This window comes from Limnohabitans sp. 2KL-17 (assembly GCF_003063415.1).
GTDB lineage: Bacteria > Pseudomonadota > Gammaproteobacteria > Burkholderiales > Burkholderiaceae_C > Limnohabitans_A.
In genome coordinates this window covers 79707-98088 of record NZ_NESK01000014.1, presented here as the reverse complement: position 1 = coordinate 98088, position 18382 = coordinate 79707, and the positions used below count along the sequence as shown (strand labels likewise).

At 57.1% G+C, this 18382-nt stretch carries 17 protein-coding genes; 2 read left to right on the top strand and 15 right to left on the bottom strand.

Annotated elements, in window-relative coordinates; genetic code table 11:
- Window positions 1-207 precede the first annotated feature (207 nt).
- Complete coding sequence (locus B9Z45_RS08900) at window positions 208-1449, top strand: NAD(P)/FAD-dependent oxidoreductase (RefSeq protein ID WP_108406868.1); 1242 nt, start codon at window positions 208-210, stop codon at window positions 1447-1449.
- Between the two features lie 165 nt (window positions 1450-1614).
- On the opposite strand, the gene B9Z45_RS08895 is transcribed toward B9Z45_RS08900, so the two are convergent.
- The 7 genes from B9Z45_RS08895 to B9Z45_RS08865 all read right to left on the bottom strand — a co-directional run bounded on the left by B9Z45_RS08895 (window position 1615) and on the right by B9Z45_RS08865 (window position 10283).
- Window positions 1615-2757, bottom strand: a complete 1143-nt coding sequence (locus B9Z45_RS08895) for a glycosyltransferase (RefSeq protein ID WP_108406867.1) — start codon at window positions 2755-2757, stop codon at window positions 1615-1617.
- Between the two features lie 29 nt (window positions 2758-2786).
- Entirely contained in the window at window positions 2787-3977 is a 1191-nt protein-coding gene (locus B9Z45_RS08890; protein ID WP_233252143.1) for a Wzz/FepE/Etk N-terminal domain-containing protein, read from the bottom strand.
- Window positions 3978-4069: 92 nt separating this feature from the next.
- Window positions 4070-6619: an SLBB domain-containing protein gene (locus B9Z45_RS17370; RefSeq protein WP_233252142.1), complete on the bottom strand. Its 2550-nt coding sequence runs from the start codon at window positions 6617-6619 to the stop codon at window positions 4070-4072.
- Window positions 6620-6696: 77 nt separating this feature from the next.
- Window positions 6697-7419, bottom strand: coding sequence for a polyprenyl diphosphate synthase (gene uppS, locus B9Z45_RS08880; RefSeq protein WP_255561998.1), 723 nt, complete (start codon window positions 7417-7419; stop codon window positions 6697-6699).
- Window positions 7420-7654: 235 nt separating this feature from the next.
- Window positions 7655-8173, bottom strand: a complete 519-nt coding sequence (locus B9Z45_RS08875; protein ID WP_233252141.1) for a transcription termination/antitermination protein NusG — start codon at window positions 8171-8173, stop codon at window positions 7655-7657.
- A gap of 240 nt (window positions 8174-8413) precedes the next feature.
- Window positions 8414-8716: an H-NS family nucleoid-associated regulatory protein gene (locus B9Z45_RS08870; RefSeq protein WP_108406864.1), complete on the bottom strand. Its 303-nt coding sequence runs from the start codon at window positions 8714-8716 to the stop codon at window positions 8414-8416.
- Between the two features lie 274 nt (window positions 8717-8990).
- Window positions 8991-10283, bottom strand: coding sequence for a hemolysin family protein (locus tag B9Z45_RS08865; RefSeq protein WP_108406863.1), 1293 nt, complete (start codon window positions 10281-10283; stop codon window positions 8991-8993).
- Window positions 10284-10368: 85 nt separating this feature from the next.
- Between B9Z45_RS08865 and B9Z45_RS08860 the strand changes: the two genes are divergently transcribed.
- Window positions 10369-11196, top strand: a complete 828-nt coding sequence (locus tag B9Z45_RS08860; protein ID WP_108406862.1) for a symmetrical bis(5'-nucleosyl)-tetraphosphatase — start codon at window positions 10369-10371, stop codon at window positions 11194-11196.
- Window positions 11197-11253: 57 nt separating this feature from the next.
- On the opposite strand, the gene B9Z45_RS08855 is transcribed toward B9Z45_RS08860, so the two are convergent.
- From B9Z45_RS08855 to fdh3B, 8 genes are all read right to left on the bottom strand, one after another.
- Window positions 11254-11892 carry a Smr/MutS family protein gene (locus B9Z45_RS08855; RefSeq protein WP_108406878.1) on the bottom strand — a complete coding sequence of 213 codons (639 nt, stop codon included), beginning with the start codon at window positions 11890-11892 and terminating at the stop codon, window positions 11254-11256.
- 56 nt (window positions 11893-11948) lie between these two features.
- Window positions 11949-12353 carry a group II truncated hemoglobin gene (locus tag B9Z45_RS08850; protein ID WP_108406861.1) on the bottom strand — a complete coding sequence of 135 codons (405 nt, stop codon included), beginning with the start codon at window positions 12351-12353 and terminating at the stop codon, window positions 11949-11951.
- Between the two features lie 36 nt (window positions 12354-12389).
- Window positions 12390-14909 carry an ABC transporter permease gene (locus B9Z45_RS08845; RefSeq protein ID WP_108406860.1) on the bottom strand — a complete coding sequence of 840 codons (2520 nt, stop codon included), beginning with the start codon at window positions 14907-14909 and terminating at the stop codon, window positions 12390-12392.
- Between the two features lie 112 nt (window positions 14910-15021).
- The gene (locus B9Z45_RS08840; protein WP_108406859.1) at window positions 15022-15933 is read right to left on the bottom strand and encodes a formate dehydrogenase accessory sulfurtransferase FdhD; all 912 of its coding nucleotides are present in this window, start codon (window positions 15931-15933) and stop codon (window positions 15022-15024) included.
- 70 nt (window positions 15934-16003) lie between these two features.
- On the bottom strand, window positions 16004-16342 hold the full coding sequence (locus B9Z45_RS08835; protein ID WP_108406858.1) for a hypothetical protein: 339 nt from the start codon (window positions 16340-16342) through the stop codon (window positions 16004-16006).
- A 14-nt stretch (window positions 16343-16356) separates the two neighbouring features.
- The gene (locus tag B9Z45_RS08830) at window positions 16357-17535 is read right to left on the bottom strand and encodes a formate dehydrogenase subunit gamma (RefSeq protein ID WP_108406877.1); all 1179 of its coding nucleotides are present in this window, start codon (window positions 17533-17535) and stop codon (window positions 16357-16359) included.
- A 17-nt stretch (window positions 17536-17552) separates the two neighbouring features.
- On the bottom strand, window positions 17553-17777 hold the full coding sequence (locus tag B9Z45_RS08825) for a hypothetical protein (RefSeq protein ID WP_108406857.1): 225 nt from the start codon (window positions 17775-17777) through the stop codon (window positions 17553-17555).
- Window positions 17778-17779: 2 nt separating this feature from the next.
- Window positions 17780-18382, bottom strand: a complete 603-nt coding sequence (fdh3B, locus tag B9Z45_RS08820) for a formate dehydrogenase FDH3 subunit beta (protein WP_108406856.1) — start codon at window positions 18380-18382, stop codon at window positions 17780-17782.

The window sequence follows — 18382 nt, the reverse complement described above, 5'->3', positions numbered from 1 at the left end:
ATCGTGAAAAGGCTCTCGGTGAAGGTGTCAGCGCCGCGCATCATGTGTCCGTGTAGTTGCTCAACAATTAACGTTTCTCAGGGGCTCGGCGTGGACCTAAACATGGGAGTATTTCAGCAGCCTGCTAAGGGCCATTATAGAATTCAAACGAATCCAAAATTAAAGAGGATACAAGCCCTTGTGCACACCCACCAAGCTCTGCAACCTATGAACACCCCTGCCGAATTGTTACCCCCACGCTGCGAAGTGCTGATCATCGGTGCGGGCCCTGCAGGCTCTGCAGCAGCCATCACCCTGGCCAAGGCAGGGCTTGACGTGGTGCTCGTTGACCAACACGCCTTTCCCCGCGACAAGGTCTGTGGTGATGGCCTGATTCCTGACGCCCACCAGGCTCTGGCAAAACTGGGAGTTCTCGCTGAAGTCATGCAACTGGCTCAACAGGTCAGTCATCTGTCGTGCACCAGCCCACGGGGCAAACAAATAGACATTGAGGGGACGTTGGCTGTACTGCCGCGCAAACAGCTTGACGACATTGTCTGCAAAGCCGCCGTGGTTGCAGGGGCCCGGATGTTTGCCCCTCTGCGCTTTGCCCAACTGATTGAGGAAGACGGCCGAGTGGTCGGTGCCACCCTCAGCCAAGGCACGCACACCAAGAGCATCCGTGCCAGTTGGGTGATCTTGGCCACCGGCGCCGTACCTGCTGCGTTGACTGCAGCAAGCATCTCACATCGCCAGGGCCCCAGCGCAGTCGCCATGCGCTGCTATATCAAAAACGAAGCCATGGCCAACCAGATCACGAAGCTGGAAGTCATTTTTCACAAGTCCCTTGCACCCGGCTACGGCTGGATTTTCCCCTGCGGCAATGGCGTATTCAATGTCGGCGTCGGCGTATTCAACACAGGCGGTGGCCTTTTCGGATACCGCCCCACAGCACGCAGCAAAGTGGCTGATACCAACTTGCGCGATATGTTCGACAAGCTCAGCGAACTGTCCGAGTCTGCCAACAAGTTGATCCAGGGCGGCGTACAACTCGGGCCCCTCAAAGGCGCGCCACTGCGCTGCACACTAGAGGGCGCACAACTGTCGCGACCTGGGCTGATCGTGACAGGCGAGGCAGCAGGCAGCACCTACGCACTGACTGGCGAAGGCATTGGCAAAGCCATGGAAACAGGCATGCTCGCGGCCGAAGCCATCTTGCTGGGACCGACATTGGACGACACCCAGACGCGCGCACATTACCAAAACCAGATCGATGCGCTGCGCCCCCGCTTCAAACTTTATGAGCGGGCGCAAATCTTCAGCATTCACCCTTGGCTGGCAGATGTTGTCATCTGGCGCGCCCAAAAAAGCGCTCGACTGCGCCAACGCTTGAGTGGTGTGTTGAACGAAACCAGCAATCCTGGTCAGTTGTTCACGCTCAAAGGCTTGGTGCGCCTGTTCACGCACTGAACCTCACACCTATAACGGGTCTTTGCTGACCGCCCCTCGCAATCAAGGGCGCATCAGATTGAAGTATGGCCACTGGAAGTTTGCCAAACGAGCACTGCTTGCCCCTACGCTGGCTCAGACGGATGAATGCTGTCCGTTACGGCTCTCAATAGCTCAGGTTTCAATTCAATTGTTGCCACCACCTTGGTTTTTGACCAATGGCTTGAACAACAAAAATTGGACTGGCGAACACCAACGCTGCCTCACCATGCGGGCATACATGGCGACATAACCCAAGCTCAGTGCCACGTACAACACAGTAGACCCACTTTTTGACGCATAAGTCAAATTGGCCAGGACGATGGCAGTCAGGGTCATAAACCCAATCAGTGCACCCGTGATCGAATTTCGGACGGCGTTGGAGTAATGGCCAAACCATCGGGCCACATAGCGCCGCTTGACCAAACTGTGAAAATGCAAACTGTCGGGCATGCCAGGGTGATCTTTGCGCACCTTTCGGCGAAAAATGCTGAAGAGCACTTCGGTCACAGGATGAACACAGACAGCGAGTGCCGCAAAGGTGGAAACACCCGGATTGCGTTCTACCAGCAGCACAGCCACCCAGGCCATTGCAAAGCCGATGAAGTAAGCCCCACCGTCACCCAGAAAAAGCTTGCCAAAGGGCCAATTGACCCAAAAGAAACCCCACACGCAAGCGGCCAAAACCAGTGACACCCTGGCCAGCGTGATGTCCCCCACTTGCCAGGCAATCATGGCGTAGCCAACAAATGCCAAGGTGGACATGGTGCTGGCCAAACCATTGAAACCGTCAATGATGTTGACGCTGTTGGCTACACCCCCCACCACAAAGGCCGTAAAAATAACTGACACCAGCGTGAACTTCATGAGCCAGTCCACCCCCCAAATATCAACCCGACTGATGGCGTAATCGGTCATCCACCAAGCCAGCAGGCCTGAGGCCATGGTCGCCAGCAAGCGCGGCATGACGCCCACGCGCTTGGTGATGTCTTCGGCAAGACCAAACAAAAATGCGGGCATGCCGGCAAACAGGATGGGGGCCAACATGGTTTGCACATCTGGCGGAGATTTGGCCCAAGCCATGGTCAGGCCCAACACGATGGGAATGCCCCCAATGCGGGGAGTGAGTGCCGTGTGGAACTTTTGAATGCCGTCGGTAAAGTCCATGCTGAGTTTGCCGTGCCAACTTTTGGTCAACACCAGGAAAGCGCTCAGCAACAGGGTCGTCGTGAAACCCCAGCCTGCAGCATGCAATGCCGGTGATTCACAGATGGCCTGAACGATGCTCATGGGTTGGTTGAACCGGTTTACAACCGTGCTCAGCTGGCTTTGCCCAAAGCTTTGGACCAAGACGCCTTGAGCTTGCCCAGCTTTTGGGCGGATTCCGGATCTTGTGTGGCGTTGCGCAAAGCCTGACGGATGAAAACAAAGAGCAGCAAGGCAAAGCCCGCGGCCAAAGTGGCGATGATGGCAATCAGGGCTTTTTTGGGTTTGGCTTTGCGCTCGGGGGGCTGGGCTGCATCCAAGACCTGGATGACGGCGCCTTCGCGCGATTCGTCGATCTTCGCCACTTCAAACTGTTTGGCAAACAGTTCAAAAAGAGTTTCTTGGTATTTGAACTCGCGGTATTTGGACACGTAGTCGCCCTGCCCGGCAGTGGCAGGTTCATCTTTTTCTTGTTTGGCCAGTTGGGCGCGCAGGTTCGCCAGTTCGTTCAAAGCCAGCTTGAAGTCAGGCGCACTTTCAGCCAAATAGCCACGCATGGCACCCAGTTTGACTTCTTGGACAGTGACTTGGGCTTTCAGCCCAGCCACTGCTGCGACCGCCGATGTGGGGTTGGATTTGAGCACGCTGCCACTGATGCCCGTGGCACGCAGCGCCTGCTCTGCAGCAATCATTTTCTCTTTGACCTGGAGGAGTTGTTTTTCAAAGAAAGCGCGCCGTTGCTGAGCTTCTGTCACGGCCAGGCGGGCCAGCAATTTTTGCAGCTCATCCACATGTGCGTTGGCCAGATCAGCAGCAAACTGGGGGTCTTTGTCATCCACTTCAACAGTGATCAAACCATCTTTGCCACTGGTGGCCCGGGTGCTGCCGGTCAATGCCAAGCGGGTGTCGGTTTTGAATTTGCTTTGGTAGCGGTCTTGCAATTTGAACCGCTCGATCAACACATCTTGCACGCTGTTGCTTTTCATGAAGACAAGGTACTGATCTGCAGGACTTTTTATACCCGCTGCAGCTCCGGCCAAGCCGCCCAGCCCGCCCAGACTGGCCAGCATGCTGGCGGCAGCGCTTTGCTGCTGTTGCGGTGGCAAAAACTTGACCGTGGCGGTAAAAGTGGGAGGCACGGTAAAACTGATGCCCAATGCAGCCAGTCCCACAACCAGCGGGCCAAGAATGAGCAGGCGCAGGTTGTCAAAGATCGTTTGCAGCAGATCGAGCAAACTGATCTCGTCTTCAACTTCTGTGGGGGGTGTGGAGATATCGGTCACTGTGCTTATGGGGTTGTTCAATTACAAGGTCAAATGATGGATCAGGTGGTTGTTCAGCTGACAAGTGCTGGCAGACACCTGCACGCAGCAAGCATGTTTCCTGCTGGTGAATGTCAGTTTCTGAGTGTTCTGATAGCCGCTGCACCGATTCCCAGATTGCTGAAGATTTGGGTCCAGTCGCGCAGGCCGCGAACAAGGAAGTTGTAACCGCTTTCGCGGTCAACCCTGGAGGGCACGACAACGGTATCGCCTGGCATGACCTTAAGGCTTTCGAAGCTGCTGAAGAAGCCTGTGGCACGGCGACCCAAAACAGAGCCATCGGCACGCAGTACGAAGGCTTCGCTGACTTCAGCGTCTTCGGTCAAACCAGCTGCTTTGATGATGTCGCCCACGGTACGACCCGCTTTGTAGATCATCACGTTTTCGTTGTTGACGCTGCCTACGGCTGAGACAAACGCAGGCAGGCTGGGCACCAAAATGGCGTCACCATCTTCCAGAGGCAGGCTGGGCAGCACATTCAGCTGATTTTGCAGCAGTTTGAATGACGAACTGTCCAGCGTCAGGGACCGATCTGGCAGGGTTTCGTTCATGACGGCAGGCTCAAGCTCCAGAGACACACGTCCTTGGCTGCGCATGCTTTTGAGTTTATCAATCTGCGCGCGTTGCTGAGCCTGTTGCTGCTGCTGCAATGTCGCAGCTTGTGCAGCGCGATCACCCGTGAGGTTGGCGGCCAAATTAGCGCTGGCAGTCAAGGATTGTGCCTCCATGCGGCGAATGACCAGGTCAAGGTTTTGTTGCTGCTGTTTACGCACCGATTCACGGGTGAATTCGGCACCAAACAAATAGGCTTGAGGCGTGATGCCCCCAACGCGACCAATAAGTTGCGACAAGGTTTCGCCAGGCTTGGCTTGGTAGATACCGGGCGCAGCCACCTCACCCTCCACGCGCACCATACGGGTTTGGCGCTCGGTGGGCATTCGCATGTCTTTGCTGCCCACGATGGTGACGACGTCCCCCGCCTGCAGCAGCAAATTGTGCACGGGGTCTTTTTGGACCACGGCTTTGCCGAGGTTGAAGGGGATCAATTCGGTGCGCAAGTCATTTGGGTTCAGCCGCTCTATGACTGCGTAGTCCCAGTTGATCTGGTCGACCATGCCGCGCACGCGTTCGCCGATGCCGGCCCCTGCAAGAATATCTTTATTTCGGGTTGGGCCCCCAGTGATGATTTCAGTCGCCATACCCACGTCTTCGGGCATTTGTTGCGCTTTTTCGATGGCCTGGATTTGTGGGGCTGTGAGGCCTTGGGCTTTGAGGCTGGCCGAACGGTTTTGCACCAACTGGTTTTTACGGCGGTAGTAATCAGAAGTGATGAGTGCTTCACGGTCGGGGATCAGGTCTTGCACACGCATGCCGTTAAACCACGCGTTACGCAGGGGCTGAGCCACCGTACCCTGCAACGTGACAGCGTTGCCAAATGCGGGGCGGATGGGCAGCAGGGTGATGACATCGCCGTCCTTCAATGGCTGAGCCAGACCTTGGGCATTGAGCGCCACGTTTTGCACTTGGCGCGGCGCTGCAGTTTGACCTGGATCAATGCGCTCGATCAAGGCTTTTTGCAGACTGGCCAAGATGGGCACGCCACCGCTCAGGGTCAATATCTCTTGCAAAGTGGTACCCGACTTGATTTCATAAATGGTACTGAGATCAATCGTGCCAGTCAGCGCAACGCGAGGGCCAGCGGGGGGGATCATGATGACGTCGCCAGGTTGCAGTGCGGCATCTTTCGATTTATCGCCTTGACCGATGAAATCGTACAAATCCAGCGTGGTGATGGTCTTGCCACCACGCTTGAGCTGGATGCCACGCATGCTGCCGTTGGCTCCAGGGCCGCCACTGGCAAAGACAGCATTGACCAGGGTCGCCAAACTGTTGAGGTTGTAAGTCCCGGGTTGCTGGGCTTGACCCACCACATAAACGGTGATGCCGCGCAGTTTGCCCAGGCTGGCGTTCACAGTGACATTGTTGAACACAGTGGCCACTTGCTTGCGCACGGTGGCTTCAAGGTCTTTCACCTGGACGCCACTCAAGTTGAATGTGCCGATTTTGGGCAGGTTGATCTGGCCGTTGCGGTCAATGGTTTTGCTACCCGAGTAGTCAAACGCACCCCAGATTTGAATGCGGACTTCATCGCCTTGGCCCAGCACATATTCAGCGGGCGCAGGGGTTGCAGCATCGGCCATATAGGCTCGGGGGTTGTCAAACAAATCAACACCAAAGTGAGGCAACAAACGCCCCGTGCTTTCTTGCACAAAACGCTGAAACTGACTGGGCTGCTGGGGCTTGCGAGGGGGCAACGGCTCTGGCAGTTGACGAAGGGCATCTGCAGCACCCAGATCAATATTCAGCGGAAGACCGGACGGTGTTGATAAGGCGCCCCCCAAACCTTGCAAGGCGCCAGCGCCTGTGCCCATGCCCATGCCTGCGCCTGCGCCTGCGCCTGCGCCTAAGGCAGCAATGGCTGAGGCAGCGTCCATGCCCACTTGGGGTTGCGCTTGAGACTGTGCGGCCAAAGGCAAGCTGAAGCTCACCCAGGCAAACAGGAGCAAAGCGCTGAGTGAGGCGGAGGTACGTCGTGCAATTTGCGAAATGTGTGTGGTGGGCATGAAGAAGGTCAATAGAACACGTGAAAGGCGGTTGGATTTACGGGCGAAGTCAGTTTGCCAGATCAAGCTACCCCTGCTCAAAGCGGTGCTGACGAGCCGAAGCGACGGTCACGGCCTGCAAACCAGGCCACCGCTTGCTGAAGACGCTCTGGTGAAAAGTCTGGCCAGAGGTCATCTGTGAAAAACATTTCGGCATATGCCGCTTGCCAGAGCATGAAATTGCTGATCCGGGACTCTCCGCCGGTACGCACGAGCAGATCAACTTCTGGCGCGTAACCATTGCTAAGGTAGTGAGCCAGGGCTTCTTCGGTCAGGGCTTGCAGACTCTCTTCAGGGTGTGCTTTTTGCCAGGCTTGGGCGGCCTGGATCACATCCCAGCGACCACCGTAGTTGGCGCAAACGGTCAGGGTGATTTTGGTGTTGTGGGCCGTTTGTTGCTCCGCCCGCAAAATCAATTCCTGCATGGCTTGCGAAAAGCGACTTTTGTCACCCACCAGCTTGAGGCGAACGCCATTGGCATTCATGTCGTTGACCTCATTTTGCAAATAGGACATGAAAAGACCCATCAGGCTGGAAACCTCTTCATCGGGACGCTTCCAGTTTTCGGTGCTGAAAGCGAACAGGCTCAGGTGGGCAATCCCCATGTCGGAGCAGGCGCGTACGATGTCACGCACGCGTTTAGCCCCAGCTGCGTGCCCGAGTGCTGCGGGCATAAAGCGCTTTTTGGCCCAGCGGCGGTTGCCATCCATGATGATCGCTATGTGCTGAGGCAATGGGTTACTGGGGATGGGGTTGGACAAAACAAGTCTCTTGAAAAAATCAGTTCTTTATTTTATAGGGAATTGTCAACCATTACCTTTTTCAACTTTTCACATTTTCCCACGAAAAAACATCGGTTTTTGAAGACCCAAAATTATCATTGGCTCTTGACCGCCTCTGTTCAGGATTTTGTGGGCGCCTGCCATCTCGGTACCATTATCTAACAGCGTCCGTGACGACCGCAACATCGCCATGCATGCGTCAATTCATCCAGGCTCAAGTATTGACTTCGACTTGGTGGTGTTCGAGCTGGACCACGGTTGGACGACCCAGGATTTCGAGAAGAACGGCAACCCGTTTGCTGGAGACACTTTGGATCAAGCCTTCAATGCCACCCAATGCGGTGTGTTTGAGCCGCACGGACTGCCCGGGCTTGAGGTCACTGAGCTCTTGCAGAGTGGCGTGGTTACGGTCTTGTTCGAGTTGGCGAATGCGTTGCACCAAGGTGTCGTGCAGCATGGCAGGCTCAAAACCGAAGCGAACGATGGTGGCAACGCCTTTGGTACTGCGTACCGCCGAAATGCTTTGTTCTGGTTTGCTGGGCCTGAACAGCATGTAGCGAGGAAACATGGGCTCAAACAAAGCGACCGGGCCTTGTTCGGTTTTTTTAAACTTTTTGTAGCGCGGCAAATAAGCCTCGAAAGCTTGTTGCTCCAGGTTGACCAAAGCGATTTGCTCTTGCCTGGGTTTGGTGTAGGCCAGGTACCAGCGGTCTGGCGGTGAGGTTTCGCCCATTGGTTGGTCAGTGCTTTTCGGGGGCTGGGGCATGCAATCTATTTATCAGGCATTTGGATGATTCATTTTAGATGGCTTGCAAGATTGAAAGCTTGACCCTATAAGACGATGGCAAAAAAACTCCGCTTGCGCGGAGTTTGATGGATTTCCCGGGATAAGGAAGCCGATAGGCTGAATTAATCCCGGTGAATCAGTCTGCTTTGTAAAATGGCATTCAAATTACAAAGAAACCGATTCGATTCAAGCAGTAATGACAAATGCGGCGCGGTCTTTGCCATCAATCCATTTGGGGGCTTTGCCACGGCCTGTCCAAGTTTGGCCAGTGGCAGGATCGCGGTATTTGGCTGCGACTTTGCTGACCGTTTTGGTGGCGCCTGATTTACCAACGCGGCCAGGAAAAATATCTTGAACGGTCAAACCGTATTCAGCCACCAGTTCTCGCACTTTTCCGAGGGCGCTTGAAATTTCATTTTGACGGGCCTGGGCAATGGCTTGCTCCAGTGCTTCGCGTTGGGCCAATAATTCTTTGTAGCTGGCAGTCATGTTCAATCCCGATAAAAATAAAGAACCCTAAATATACACCATGTCATGGGTAAATATTTGGTTATTTGGGTATAGATCGTGTTTTATATTGAGGGAATCATTGATGCATGAATGATTATTTAATTCTCAATGAATGCATCTGAAATTGATAGTTAAACGATTGAAAAATGGGCAGAAACCACAATACTTGCGCACATCCAATTTACGCAAGAAAGAGGGAATGAACAATTGCTGCCAACTTAAATCAGGAAAGCCCCCCTGCTCACAGCGGAATTCAGCTGGCCTTTTTTGAGGCTGAGACCTTCTCGATCCGGCGGCCCTCAAGAGTGACCACTTGAAATCGCCAGTTCGCGATTTCGATCACCTGACCCAGGGCGGGCAATTGACCCAGCGCGTACATGAGAAGACCCGCCAGCGTGTTGTAGCGGTTTTTGTCTTCTGCCGGCAGTTCCTTGATATCGAGGCGCGCTTTGAGCTCATTGACCGGCATGATGCCGTCGAGCAGCCAACTGCCGTCGTCGTTTTGGGTGGCCCAGGCGTCGGTTTGGGTGTCCGGCTTGAGCTCTCCGGTGATGGCTTCGAGCAAATCGAGCGGCGTCAGCAGCCCCTGCACCTCGCCATATTCATCCACCACAAACAGCATGCGGCTGGATTGGTCACGCATTTGTTCGAGAAGTTCCATGCCCGTCAGGGTCTCGGGCACAAAGTGGGCGGTTTGCGCATGGTTTTCAAGGCTTCGCTCGTCGCTGTGCGGCAGCGCCAACAAGTGAGAGAGACTGATGACGCCGATGATGTGGCCCAGCCCATCCCGGCAAACGGGGTACCAGGAATGGTTGCCCTCATCGCGCATTTGGTTGATGCGGTCCATGGCTTGTTGTGGCGTGAGGCTCGCTTCCAGCCACTGGATATCGCCGCGGGGCGTCATCATGGACGTGAGGGCCCGGTCGTCGAGGTGGAACACATTGCGAACCATTTGGTGTTCGTGCTCCTCGATCAGTCCGGCATCAACGCCTTCAACCAGGCTGGCGGTGATTTCCTCTTCGGTCACGGCACGACTGCCTTTGCTGTCGATGCGCATGAGTTTGAGCATGCCCTGGGTGCACAAGGAAAGCAGTTTGACAAACGGTCCAGCGGCTTTGGCCAGCCAGGCCATGGGACGGGCCACCAGTCGGGCGACGGCCTCAGGGTAAAGCTGGCCGATGCGCTTGGGCACCAGTTCGCCAAAGATGATGGTGATGAAGGTGATGAGGGTCACGACAATGGCGGTGGCCGAGATGCCTGCGGCGGCTTCGGTCAGGCCCAACTCAACCAATTGCAAAGCCAGTCTTGCACTGAAAGCAGCTTCGCCCACGATGCCGTTGAGCACGCCAATCGAGGTGATGCCCACTTGCACGGTCGACAAGAACTGGGTGGGCTCTTCAAGCAGTTTGAGCGCGGCTTGGGCACCTTTGTCACCAGCCTCCTCCATGGCGGCCAGGCGGGCCTTGCGGCTGGAGGCCAGTGCCAATTCGGACATGGCAAACACCCCGTTGAGCAGGGTCAAAAACGCAATCAGTAAGAAATCCATAGCCGCCATTGTGCCAACAGTGGCCGATGGCTCTTGGCATTTGTGCTTGCAAGGCAATTTGGGACAATGCACCCATGAGGTACATATGGCTATTTATTGGTTAGGCGATATTCAAGGCTGCGATGCACCCTTGGGCCGAATGCTGGACACGCTGGGCTTTTCGCCAAGCAGGGATACCTTGTTTGTCTTGGGCGACTTGGTGAACCGTGGGCCAGCATCTCACGAAGTGCTGCGCCGTTTGATGGCGTTGGGCAGTTCGGTGCACTGCGTGCTGGGCAACCATGACATGCATTTGCTGGCCGTGGCGGCCGGTGCTGGGCGGCTCAAGCCAATGGACACGCTGGACGGCGTTTTGAACGCCAGCGACCGAGCTGCCTTGCTTGACTGGCTAAGGCACCAGCGCATGGCCATTTGGGATCACGGCGTGCTGATGGTGCATGCGGGGGTGTTGCCATCCTGGTCGGTGGCGCAAACTTTGGCCTTGGCAGCCGAGGTGGAGTCGGTGCTGCGCGGGCCCGATTTGACTGACTTCTTGCACCAGATGTATGGCAACGAGCCGACAAGCTGGCGCGATGACCTGACAGGGGTCGCGCGCTTGCGCATGGTGGTGAATGCTTTGACGCGTTTGCGTTTTTGTTCTGCACAAGGCGTGATGGAGTTCACAGCCAAAGAGGGCGCAGATGCGGCGCCGGCAGGCTTCATGCCGTGGTTTGATGTACCGGGGCGCAAAACGTCGGATGTGACGGTGGCTTTTGGCCACTGGTCGACCTTGGGTCCACTTCAACGCACCGATGTCTGGGCGCTGGACACGGGTTGCGTCTGGGGAGGCTGCCTGAGCGCCATGTGTTTGGGGGCTGATGGGCAGCGCGAGTTGATTCAGGTGAAGTGCGAGCAGGCGCAAAACCCGGGGTGAATGCCTCACGGCTTCAGGCATTGGGGCTGACCCCGATGAAACACCGACAGCAAGTTTTCAGTGGCCCGGTTTCAACAGCACCACCAAGGCGCCAGCGCCGCCCTCTGCGGGTTTGGCCTGGACAAAGGCCATGACCTGGTTTTTTTGAATCAGCCAGCTGTGCACCTTGGATTTGAGGACCGGTGTTTTGCCGGGGGAGCCCAGGCCTTTGCCATGAACCACGCGAAGGCAGCGCAGGCCTTGACGCTGGGCAATGCGAATAAACTCGGACAGCGCCACACGGGCTTCGTCGCTGCGCAAGCCGTGCAGGTCGATTTCACGCTGGATGGACCAGTCGCCCTTGCGAAGTTTCTGGGTCACATCGATGCCTATGCCTGGGCGCCGAAAACTCAAAGCGTCATCGGTCTCGAGCAAGCTGCTCACATCAAACCCATCGCTCAGGGCGTCTCGCAACACGGCTTGTTCGTCTTTTTGGCGCTGCGCGGCCACGGGTGCCGGGGCCGGTGATCTGATGCTGGCCTGGTCACTCAGAGGCATGCACTGGACGATACCGACCGCACGTGCAAACAGGTTAGCCTCGGCTTCGCGCTGGCGAGCCATCGCAATCCGCGCGACCTCCTCGGACCGCGCTTTTTCGTGGGCCTCGGCCAATTTTTTCTGGACCTTTTTGAGGTCTTGCAAGGAGTTGATTTTCACCCTCGGATCGTGCCACAAAAGCAAGCCTTCTGACGCGACGTCAGGGGCAATATTGGTCATCCGCCTCGGTTGCGCATCCAGTCGGCGGTCTTCAGAAAGCTGGCGTTCAAGCGTTCGCGCAGTACAGGGTCAACCCGTGTTTCCTGCATGGCCTGGTCCATGCAGGCCAGCCATTGGTCACGCTCTAGGATGCCAATCGAGAACGGCATGTGGCGCATGCGAAGACGAGGATGGCCAAAGCGTTCGGTGTAATGCGCTGGGCCACCCAGCCAGCCGCACAAAAACCAGAACAGCTTGTCACGCGCATCCTGCAAGGTGCTGCCGTGGGCCGCGCGCAAGGCTTGGTAGCCAGGCTCCAAGTCCATGAGGTCGTAAAAACGTTCGGCCAATGCCTTGACCCGGGACTCTCCACCCATCCACTCGAACGGACTGTCAAAAGGGGCTTTTTCTTCAATTTGCATAGGCTTGTCGTATGACCGTGACAGTGTTTTGGGGCATCACTCGGCAGCTTGCCGCAAGGTTTGCATGACAGGTTGGCGTAGCACACCGGACAGGCTCAGGCTACCGGCGGTCCATGCAAGCAAGGCACCCAAACCGCCTCCGGCCAGGGGCGCCCAAAGCGGCGGTTGCCAGGCAAATTCAAATGCAAACCGGGCCAATGCCCAACCCACCACCAAGGCCATGCTGCTGGCCATGAAGCCAGCGAGCCAACCGAGACCCAGCAATTCGGTGCGCTGCACTTGGGCCAGCAAAGAGCGCCCGGCCCCCAGCGCCCGCATGATGGCGTATTCGCGTTCGCGTGCCTGGCGACTTGCCCCCACGGCAGCCAAGAGCACCATCAGGCCAGCGGCCAGGGTGAAGGCGAACAAATACTCCACCGCACGAATGACCTGGTCCATGACCCGCTGCACTTGGGCCAAGGTGCTGCGCATGTCGACACTGGTGATGTTGGGGAACTGGTTGACCAGGGCGTTCTCAAATCCGGGTTGACCTGCCGGTGACCTGAAGGCGGCCATGTAGGTCATGGGCAAATCCGGCATTTGCGAAACCGGGAACATCATGAAGAAGTTGGCGCGCATGGAGGTCCAGTCCACCTTGCGCAAACTGGTGATGCGGGCCTCCCGGGCCTGGCCTGCGATGTCAAAGCGCAATTGGTCACCCAGCTTGAGCCCCAGCGTGTCGGCAATGCCTTGTTCCACGCTCACACCATCGGCCTCTTCAGCCAGCCAGCGGCCAGCTGTTAAAGGGTTGTGCTCGGGCAAGATGGCCGAATGAGACAGGTTGATTTCGCGGTCAATCAGGCGTTTGGCACGCTCGGCTTCAAAGTCGGCGGGACCGATTTCACGGCCATTGATGGCCACCAAGCGGCCCCGGATCATGGGAAACCAATCGGGCGACTGCACACCGGATTTTTTCAGTTGCCCCAGAAAGTCTGTGGTTTGCTCGGGTTGTACGTTGATGACAAATCGGTCGGGTGCGTTGGCAGGCGTGGACTGGCGCCAGCTGGCAATCAGGTCGGTACGCAGCAAAACCAGCAAGGCCAGCGCCAGCAAACCCACCGACAAGGCACTGACCTGGACCACGGCAAACACGGGGCGAGCTGCCACCTGGCGCGTGGCCAGCCGCAACCAACGCGGGGCTTGCTCTCCAGGAATGGTGCGCCTGAGCAACCACAGAGCAGCGGCAGCCAAACCAGCAAATACCAGCAAGGCCAGCGCGAAGCCCCCCACGGTGATCAGACCCAAAGTCAGGTTGCGGCTGACCATCAGCAGGGTCAGGGCAAAGCCCACCAGACCCATGAACAACACCAGGCCCGAGCGCACTTGCAAGTTACCCAGGTCACGTCGGATGACGCGCAATGGTGGCACCTGGGCCAACTGCAGCACAGGCGGCAAACCAAAAGCCACCAGCAGTGTGAGGCCCATGGCCATGCCCATCAAGGCGGGTTGTGCGGTGGCTGCAGGCAATTGCGCATCGACCAAACCCGCCAGCAAGACCACAAAACCCAGGTGCACGGCATAACCCACCAGCACGCCCAAGGCGCTGGCCAGCAAACCCGCACCCAAAAACTCCAGGCCATAACTCAAAGTAAGTGTGCGCTGGCTTTGGCCCAAGACGCGCAACAAAGCACAAGCGTCCAGTTGCCGTTCTGCAAAGCTTCGAGCGGCCAAAGCCACGGCGACGGCGCAAAGCAAAGCGGCCAACAGCGCGACCAGGTTCAAAAATTGTGCGGCTCGGTCCAGCGTTTGGCGCATTTCAGGGCGCCCACTGTCCAGCGACTCGATCTGCACGCCGCGCACATGCAACTGCTCCACCTCAGGCCTGGCCCATTGCACAAAGCGCTCCGCAGCCACGGCATCACCTGCCACCGCCATGCGCCAAGTCACGCGGCTGGCCGGTTGCACCAAGCCGGTCGATGCCAAGTCGGCTGCATTCATCATGACGCGGGGTGCAAACGTCATGAAACCCGCACCCCGGTCGGGTTCGCGTTCGATGACGGCCGAAATGAGAAAACTGCGCTCACCCAAACCAAGCATTTGCCCGGTTTGCAGGTTCAGGTTATCGAGCAAAGCGGGGTCGACCCACACTTCGCCAACAGGAGGGATGGGGGATGCGCCAGTTGTGGGGGATGCCTTGAGTTGGCCTCGCAAGGGATAGCCGGTCTCTACCGCCTTCAAGGCGACCAAGCGACTGGCACCGCCTTGCGGGACCAGGGCGCGGGCCATGGTCGGAAAACTCACATTGGTATTGGTCTGCAAGCCCATGCTGCGGGCTTGCAGCACAAAGGCGGCAGGCGTGCTTTGGTCACTGACAACGACAGCATCGCCACCAAGCAATTGGCGGGCATCGCGCCACAGACCGGACTGCATGCGGTCGGCCAAAAAACCCACAGCCGTCAGAGCTGCCACGGCCAAAGCGACCGAGAGCATGAGCAGTTGCAATTCACCCGCACGCAGGTCGCGCCATAAATTGCGCCTACCTAGCCGAAGGCCGTGCATCCATCCTTGTTGTTTCATGCCGCCACCTTACCGCACAAGCCAATCACGGCGATCTGACAAGGCATTTGCAGGCCCTTTTTCAGCTGGCTTGAAGAACGATTGTCGGCAGCATGGGCAGCGTACGTGCAGCCTAAAGGAGGCGCACGCCGAGGCCTGCTAAGGGCTTGGCCAGTTCGTTTTGCCAAACCAGACGCTCGGGGGCACTGAAACACAAAAAGCGTTTGTTGGTGGCTCGGCCAATGGCACACAGGCCCAATCGGTTGGCGACATCCAGGCCCATTTGCGTGATGCCGCTGCGGGACACGACCACCGGCACACCCATTTGCGCGGACTTGATGACCATCTCGCTGGTCAAACGGCCAGTGGTGTAGAAGACCTTGTCTTGTCCACCCACATCGTTCATCCACATCCAGCCAGCGATGGTATCCACCGCATTGTGACGGCCAACGTCTTCGACAAACATGAGCATTTGCTCACCCTGGAAAAGCGCGCAACCATGCACCGAACCCGACGATTTGTAGGTGGTTTCCTGGACACGAATAGCGTTCACCAGCCCATACAGTTGAGCTTGGGTGATTTGGGCGGGTGGCAGTTGAATCTCTTCGATGTGCGCCATCAAATCACCAAACACACTGCCCTGGCCACAACCGGTGGTGACCACTCTGTCAGCACTGCGTTGCACCACCACTTGGGACCCAGGTCGGGTTTTGACTGCGGCCACACCCGGTTCACCCACCTCGCCCTCGCCAATGGTCCAGTCTACTGTGATGGATTCAATCTGATTGACCGAGTCGATCAAACGCTGGTTTCGCAAAAAACCCAATACCAGCCATTCGGGCTCAGCGCCCAGGGTCATCAGGGTGACCAGTTCTTTTTTGTCCAGGTAAATGGTCAGCGCCCGCTCTGCAGGAATTTGGGTTTCGGATTTTTCACCAAACTCGTTGCACACGTTCACCGTGCGGGTCAGCGCCGCACGGGCGCTGGTGAGGTGAGGCTTGGGCAGGGCCAAAGAGGCGACGGAGGCGTTCATAACAACAGACATGGCGTGAGCCTAACGTAAAAGTCCCCCGCCGTTACCGACGGGGGACTTTCGGTAACGTGCAAAAAGGCGATCAGCCTTTTTTGGCAGGTGCAGCGGCAGGCTTGCCCGCTGCAGGTGCGGGCGCTGCAGGTGCAGCAGCCGTTTGTTCTGCAGGCTTGTAAGCACCAGGGTCGGTGCAAGCAGGCGTGGCTGTGGGCGAGGCCTTGCCTTTGCCCTGAGTTTTGTAATAGTGGGCAGCTACTTTCTCGCGCGATTTGCACAATTGAAAGTCAGCCACTTTGTTGCCGTGCGCTGTTTTGGCAGCTGCCTCGGCCGCTTTGGCCTTGGCCTCTTCACTGAGGGCCGGCAGTTTGGCTGCGGCGCTCAAGCTGACAGCCAGTAAAGACGCAGCAAGCAGGTATTTTTTCATGGGTTTCTCCTGGCTCAAACTGAAGCCGTTGAAGCAGATGAAGTGGGTGCCGCAGCAGCTGGCACAGAACGCTGGGTGGGGATCTTGCCAGCCTTGATGTCGTCGTACCAGAGCTCGTGGTGCTCTTTGGCCCAAGTCTCGTCGACGTAACCTTCACGCATGGCCTTGTAGGCACCGCGCATGCCGATGGTGCCCATGTAAATATGTCCGATGAACATGGCCATCATGAACAAGGTGGCCACACCATGAACCATGTTGGCGATCTGCATGGTGCTGCGCTCATAAATCAGACCTGGGATGAGCATGTCAAGCACTAAGCCCGATGCCACCACGATCACGCCGAGGAACAGCACGCCGCCCCAGAACACCACTTTCTCGCCGGCATTGAATCGGTGCGAGGGCACCTCTTCACCAGATAAGAGACCACCGCCCTTGAGCAGCCAGACCCAGTCTTCCTTGCTGGGCATGTTGTCTTTCAGGAAGGTGACAAACACCACGACCAGGGACACCGCAAACAAGGGACCTGCAAAGTTGTGCAGGTTTTTCAGTGCATAGGTCAGCCATCCAAACAAGGTAGCGCCCATGATGGGCAACAAGAAGTATTTGCCATAGGCCATGACAATGCCCGAAATAGCCAGGGCACAAAAAGCGATCGCGTTGGACCAGTGGGCCGAGCGCTCGAATGGGGTGAATCGTTCGATCTTGCGTCCGGTTTCCTGCCCATGCAATTCCATCGTTCCCTTGCTCATGTAAAACAGGGCCATGGCACCAATCGCAATCAGCAACAAGGCTGCACCACAGGGAATGATGATGTTGTTTCGCACCTGGCGCCAAGATTCACCGGCCGAGGCCAGGCGCGAGCCGGGGTATTGAACAAAAGGCTGGATCAGGTTGCCTGCTTCCGGTGCCTGACTTTTGGGCAGGCTGATGTAACCCGTCACGCCTTGCCCCACGGCACGCCACATGGGCGCGTTGTTACCAGGCTGGACCTGGCCCCGCTCGGCATTGCTTTGGTCTTTGTATTTCGGATCGGCATCGGCACCCGGCGCGATCTGAAAGATGTTGGCGCTTTTCACGCCCATGGCAGTTTCAGCCGGAGCAGCAACTGCTGCAGGTGCGACCGGAGGCGGCGTCTGAGCAGCCACACCCAGCGCAGCAAGCGCCAGCCCGAAAGTCAGTAAGAAGCGACGCATGAACTTCTCCTTGGCGCTCACTTGGGCGCGCGGACGTGGTCGTTCATGCCGTAAGTGGCACGGGCCTTGAGGTGGTTGGACCACCCGTCTTTGTCACCGGCTTTCCAGCCGGGATCGGTGAAGGCGGCAACGCCTGTTCCATTTTGAACAGGCTTGTCGGTGCGGTGGCCCAGTGTGTCTTGCGCCTTTTCGCCACAAGCTGCCAGCAAGGCCACGCTGCAAATGAGGAAAGCTGTTTTCATGCTCAGGCTCCTTGCTTGGTTTGGTTGCCGTAGGCGGTGCCCCAGCCCCAGACCTCGGCACCCTTGCCGCGCTGAACCACTCGGCCACGCAGGATGTCGGCCACCACATCGCCGTCACCAGCGAGCAGGGCTTTGGTAGAGCACATTTCGGCGCAGGCAGGCAGCTTGCCTTCGGCCAGACGGTTGCGTCCGTACTTGTCGAACTCTGCCTGGCTGCCGTGTTCCTCTGGGCCACCGGCACAGAAGGTGCACTTGTCCATCTTGCCGCGCACACCAAACGTGCCTTGCGAGGGGAATTGTGGCGCGCCAAACGGGCAGGCATAAGAGCAGTAGCCACAGCCAATGCAAATGTCCTTGTCGTGCAGAACCACACCTTCGTCGGTTTTGTAAAAACAATTGACGGGGCAAACTGCCATGCAAGGTGCGTCCGAGCAATGCATGCAAGCCACCGAGATCGATTTTTCTCCTGGAACACCGTCGTTCAGGGTGACCACACGGCGGCGGTTCACACCCCAAGGGACTTCATGTTCGTTTTTGCAGGCAGTGACGCAGCCGTTGCATTCGATACAGCGCTCTGCATCGCAGATGAATTTCATTCGTGCCAT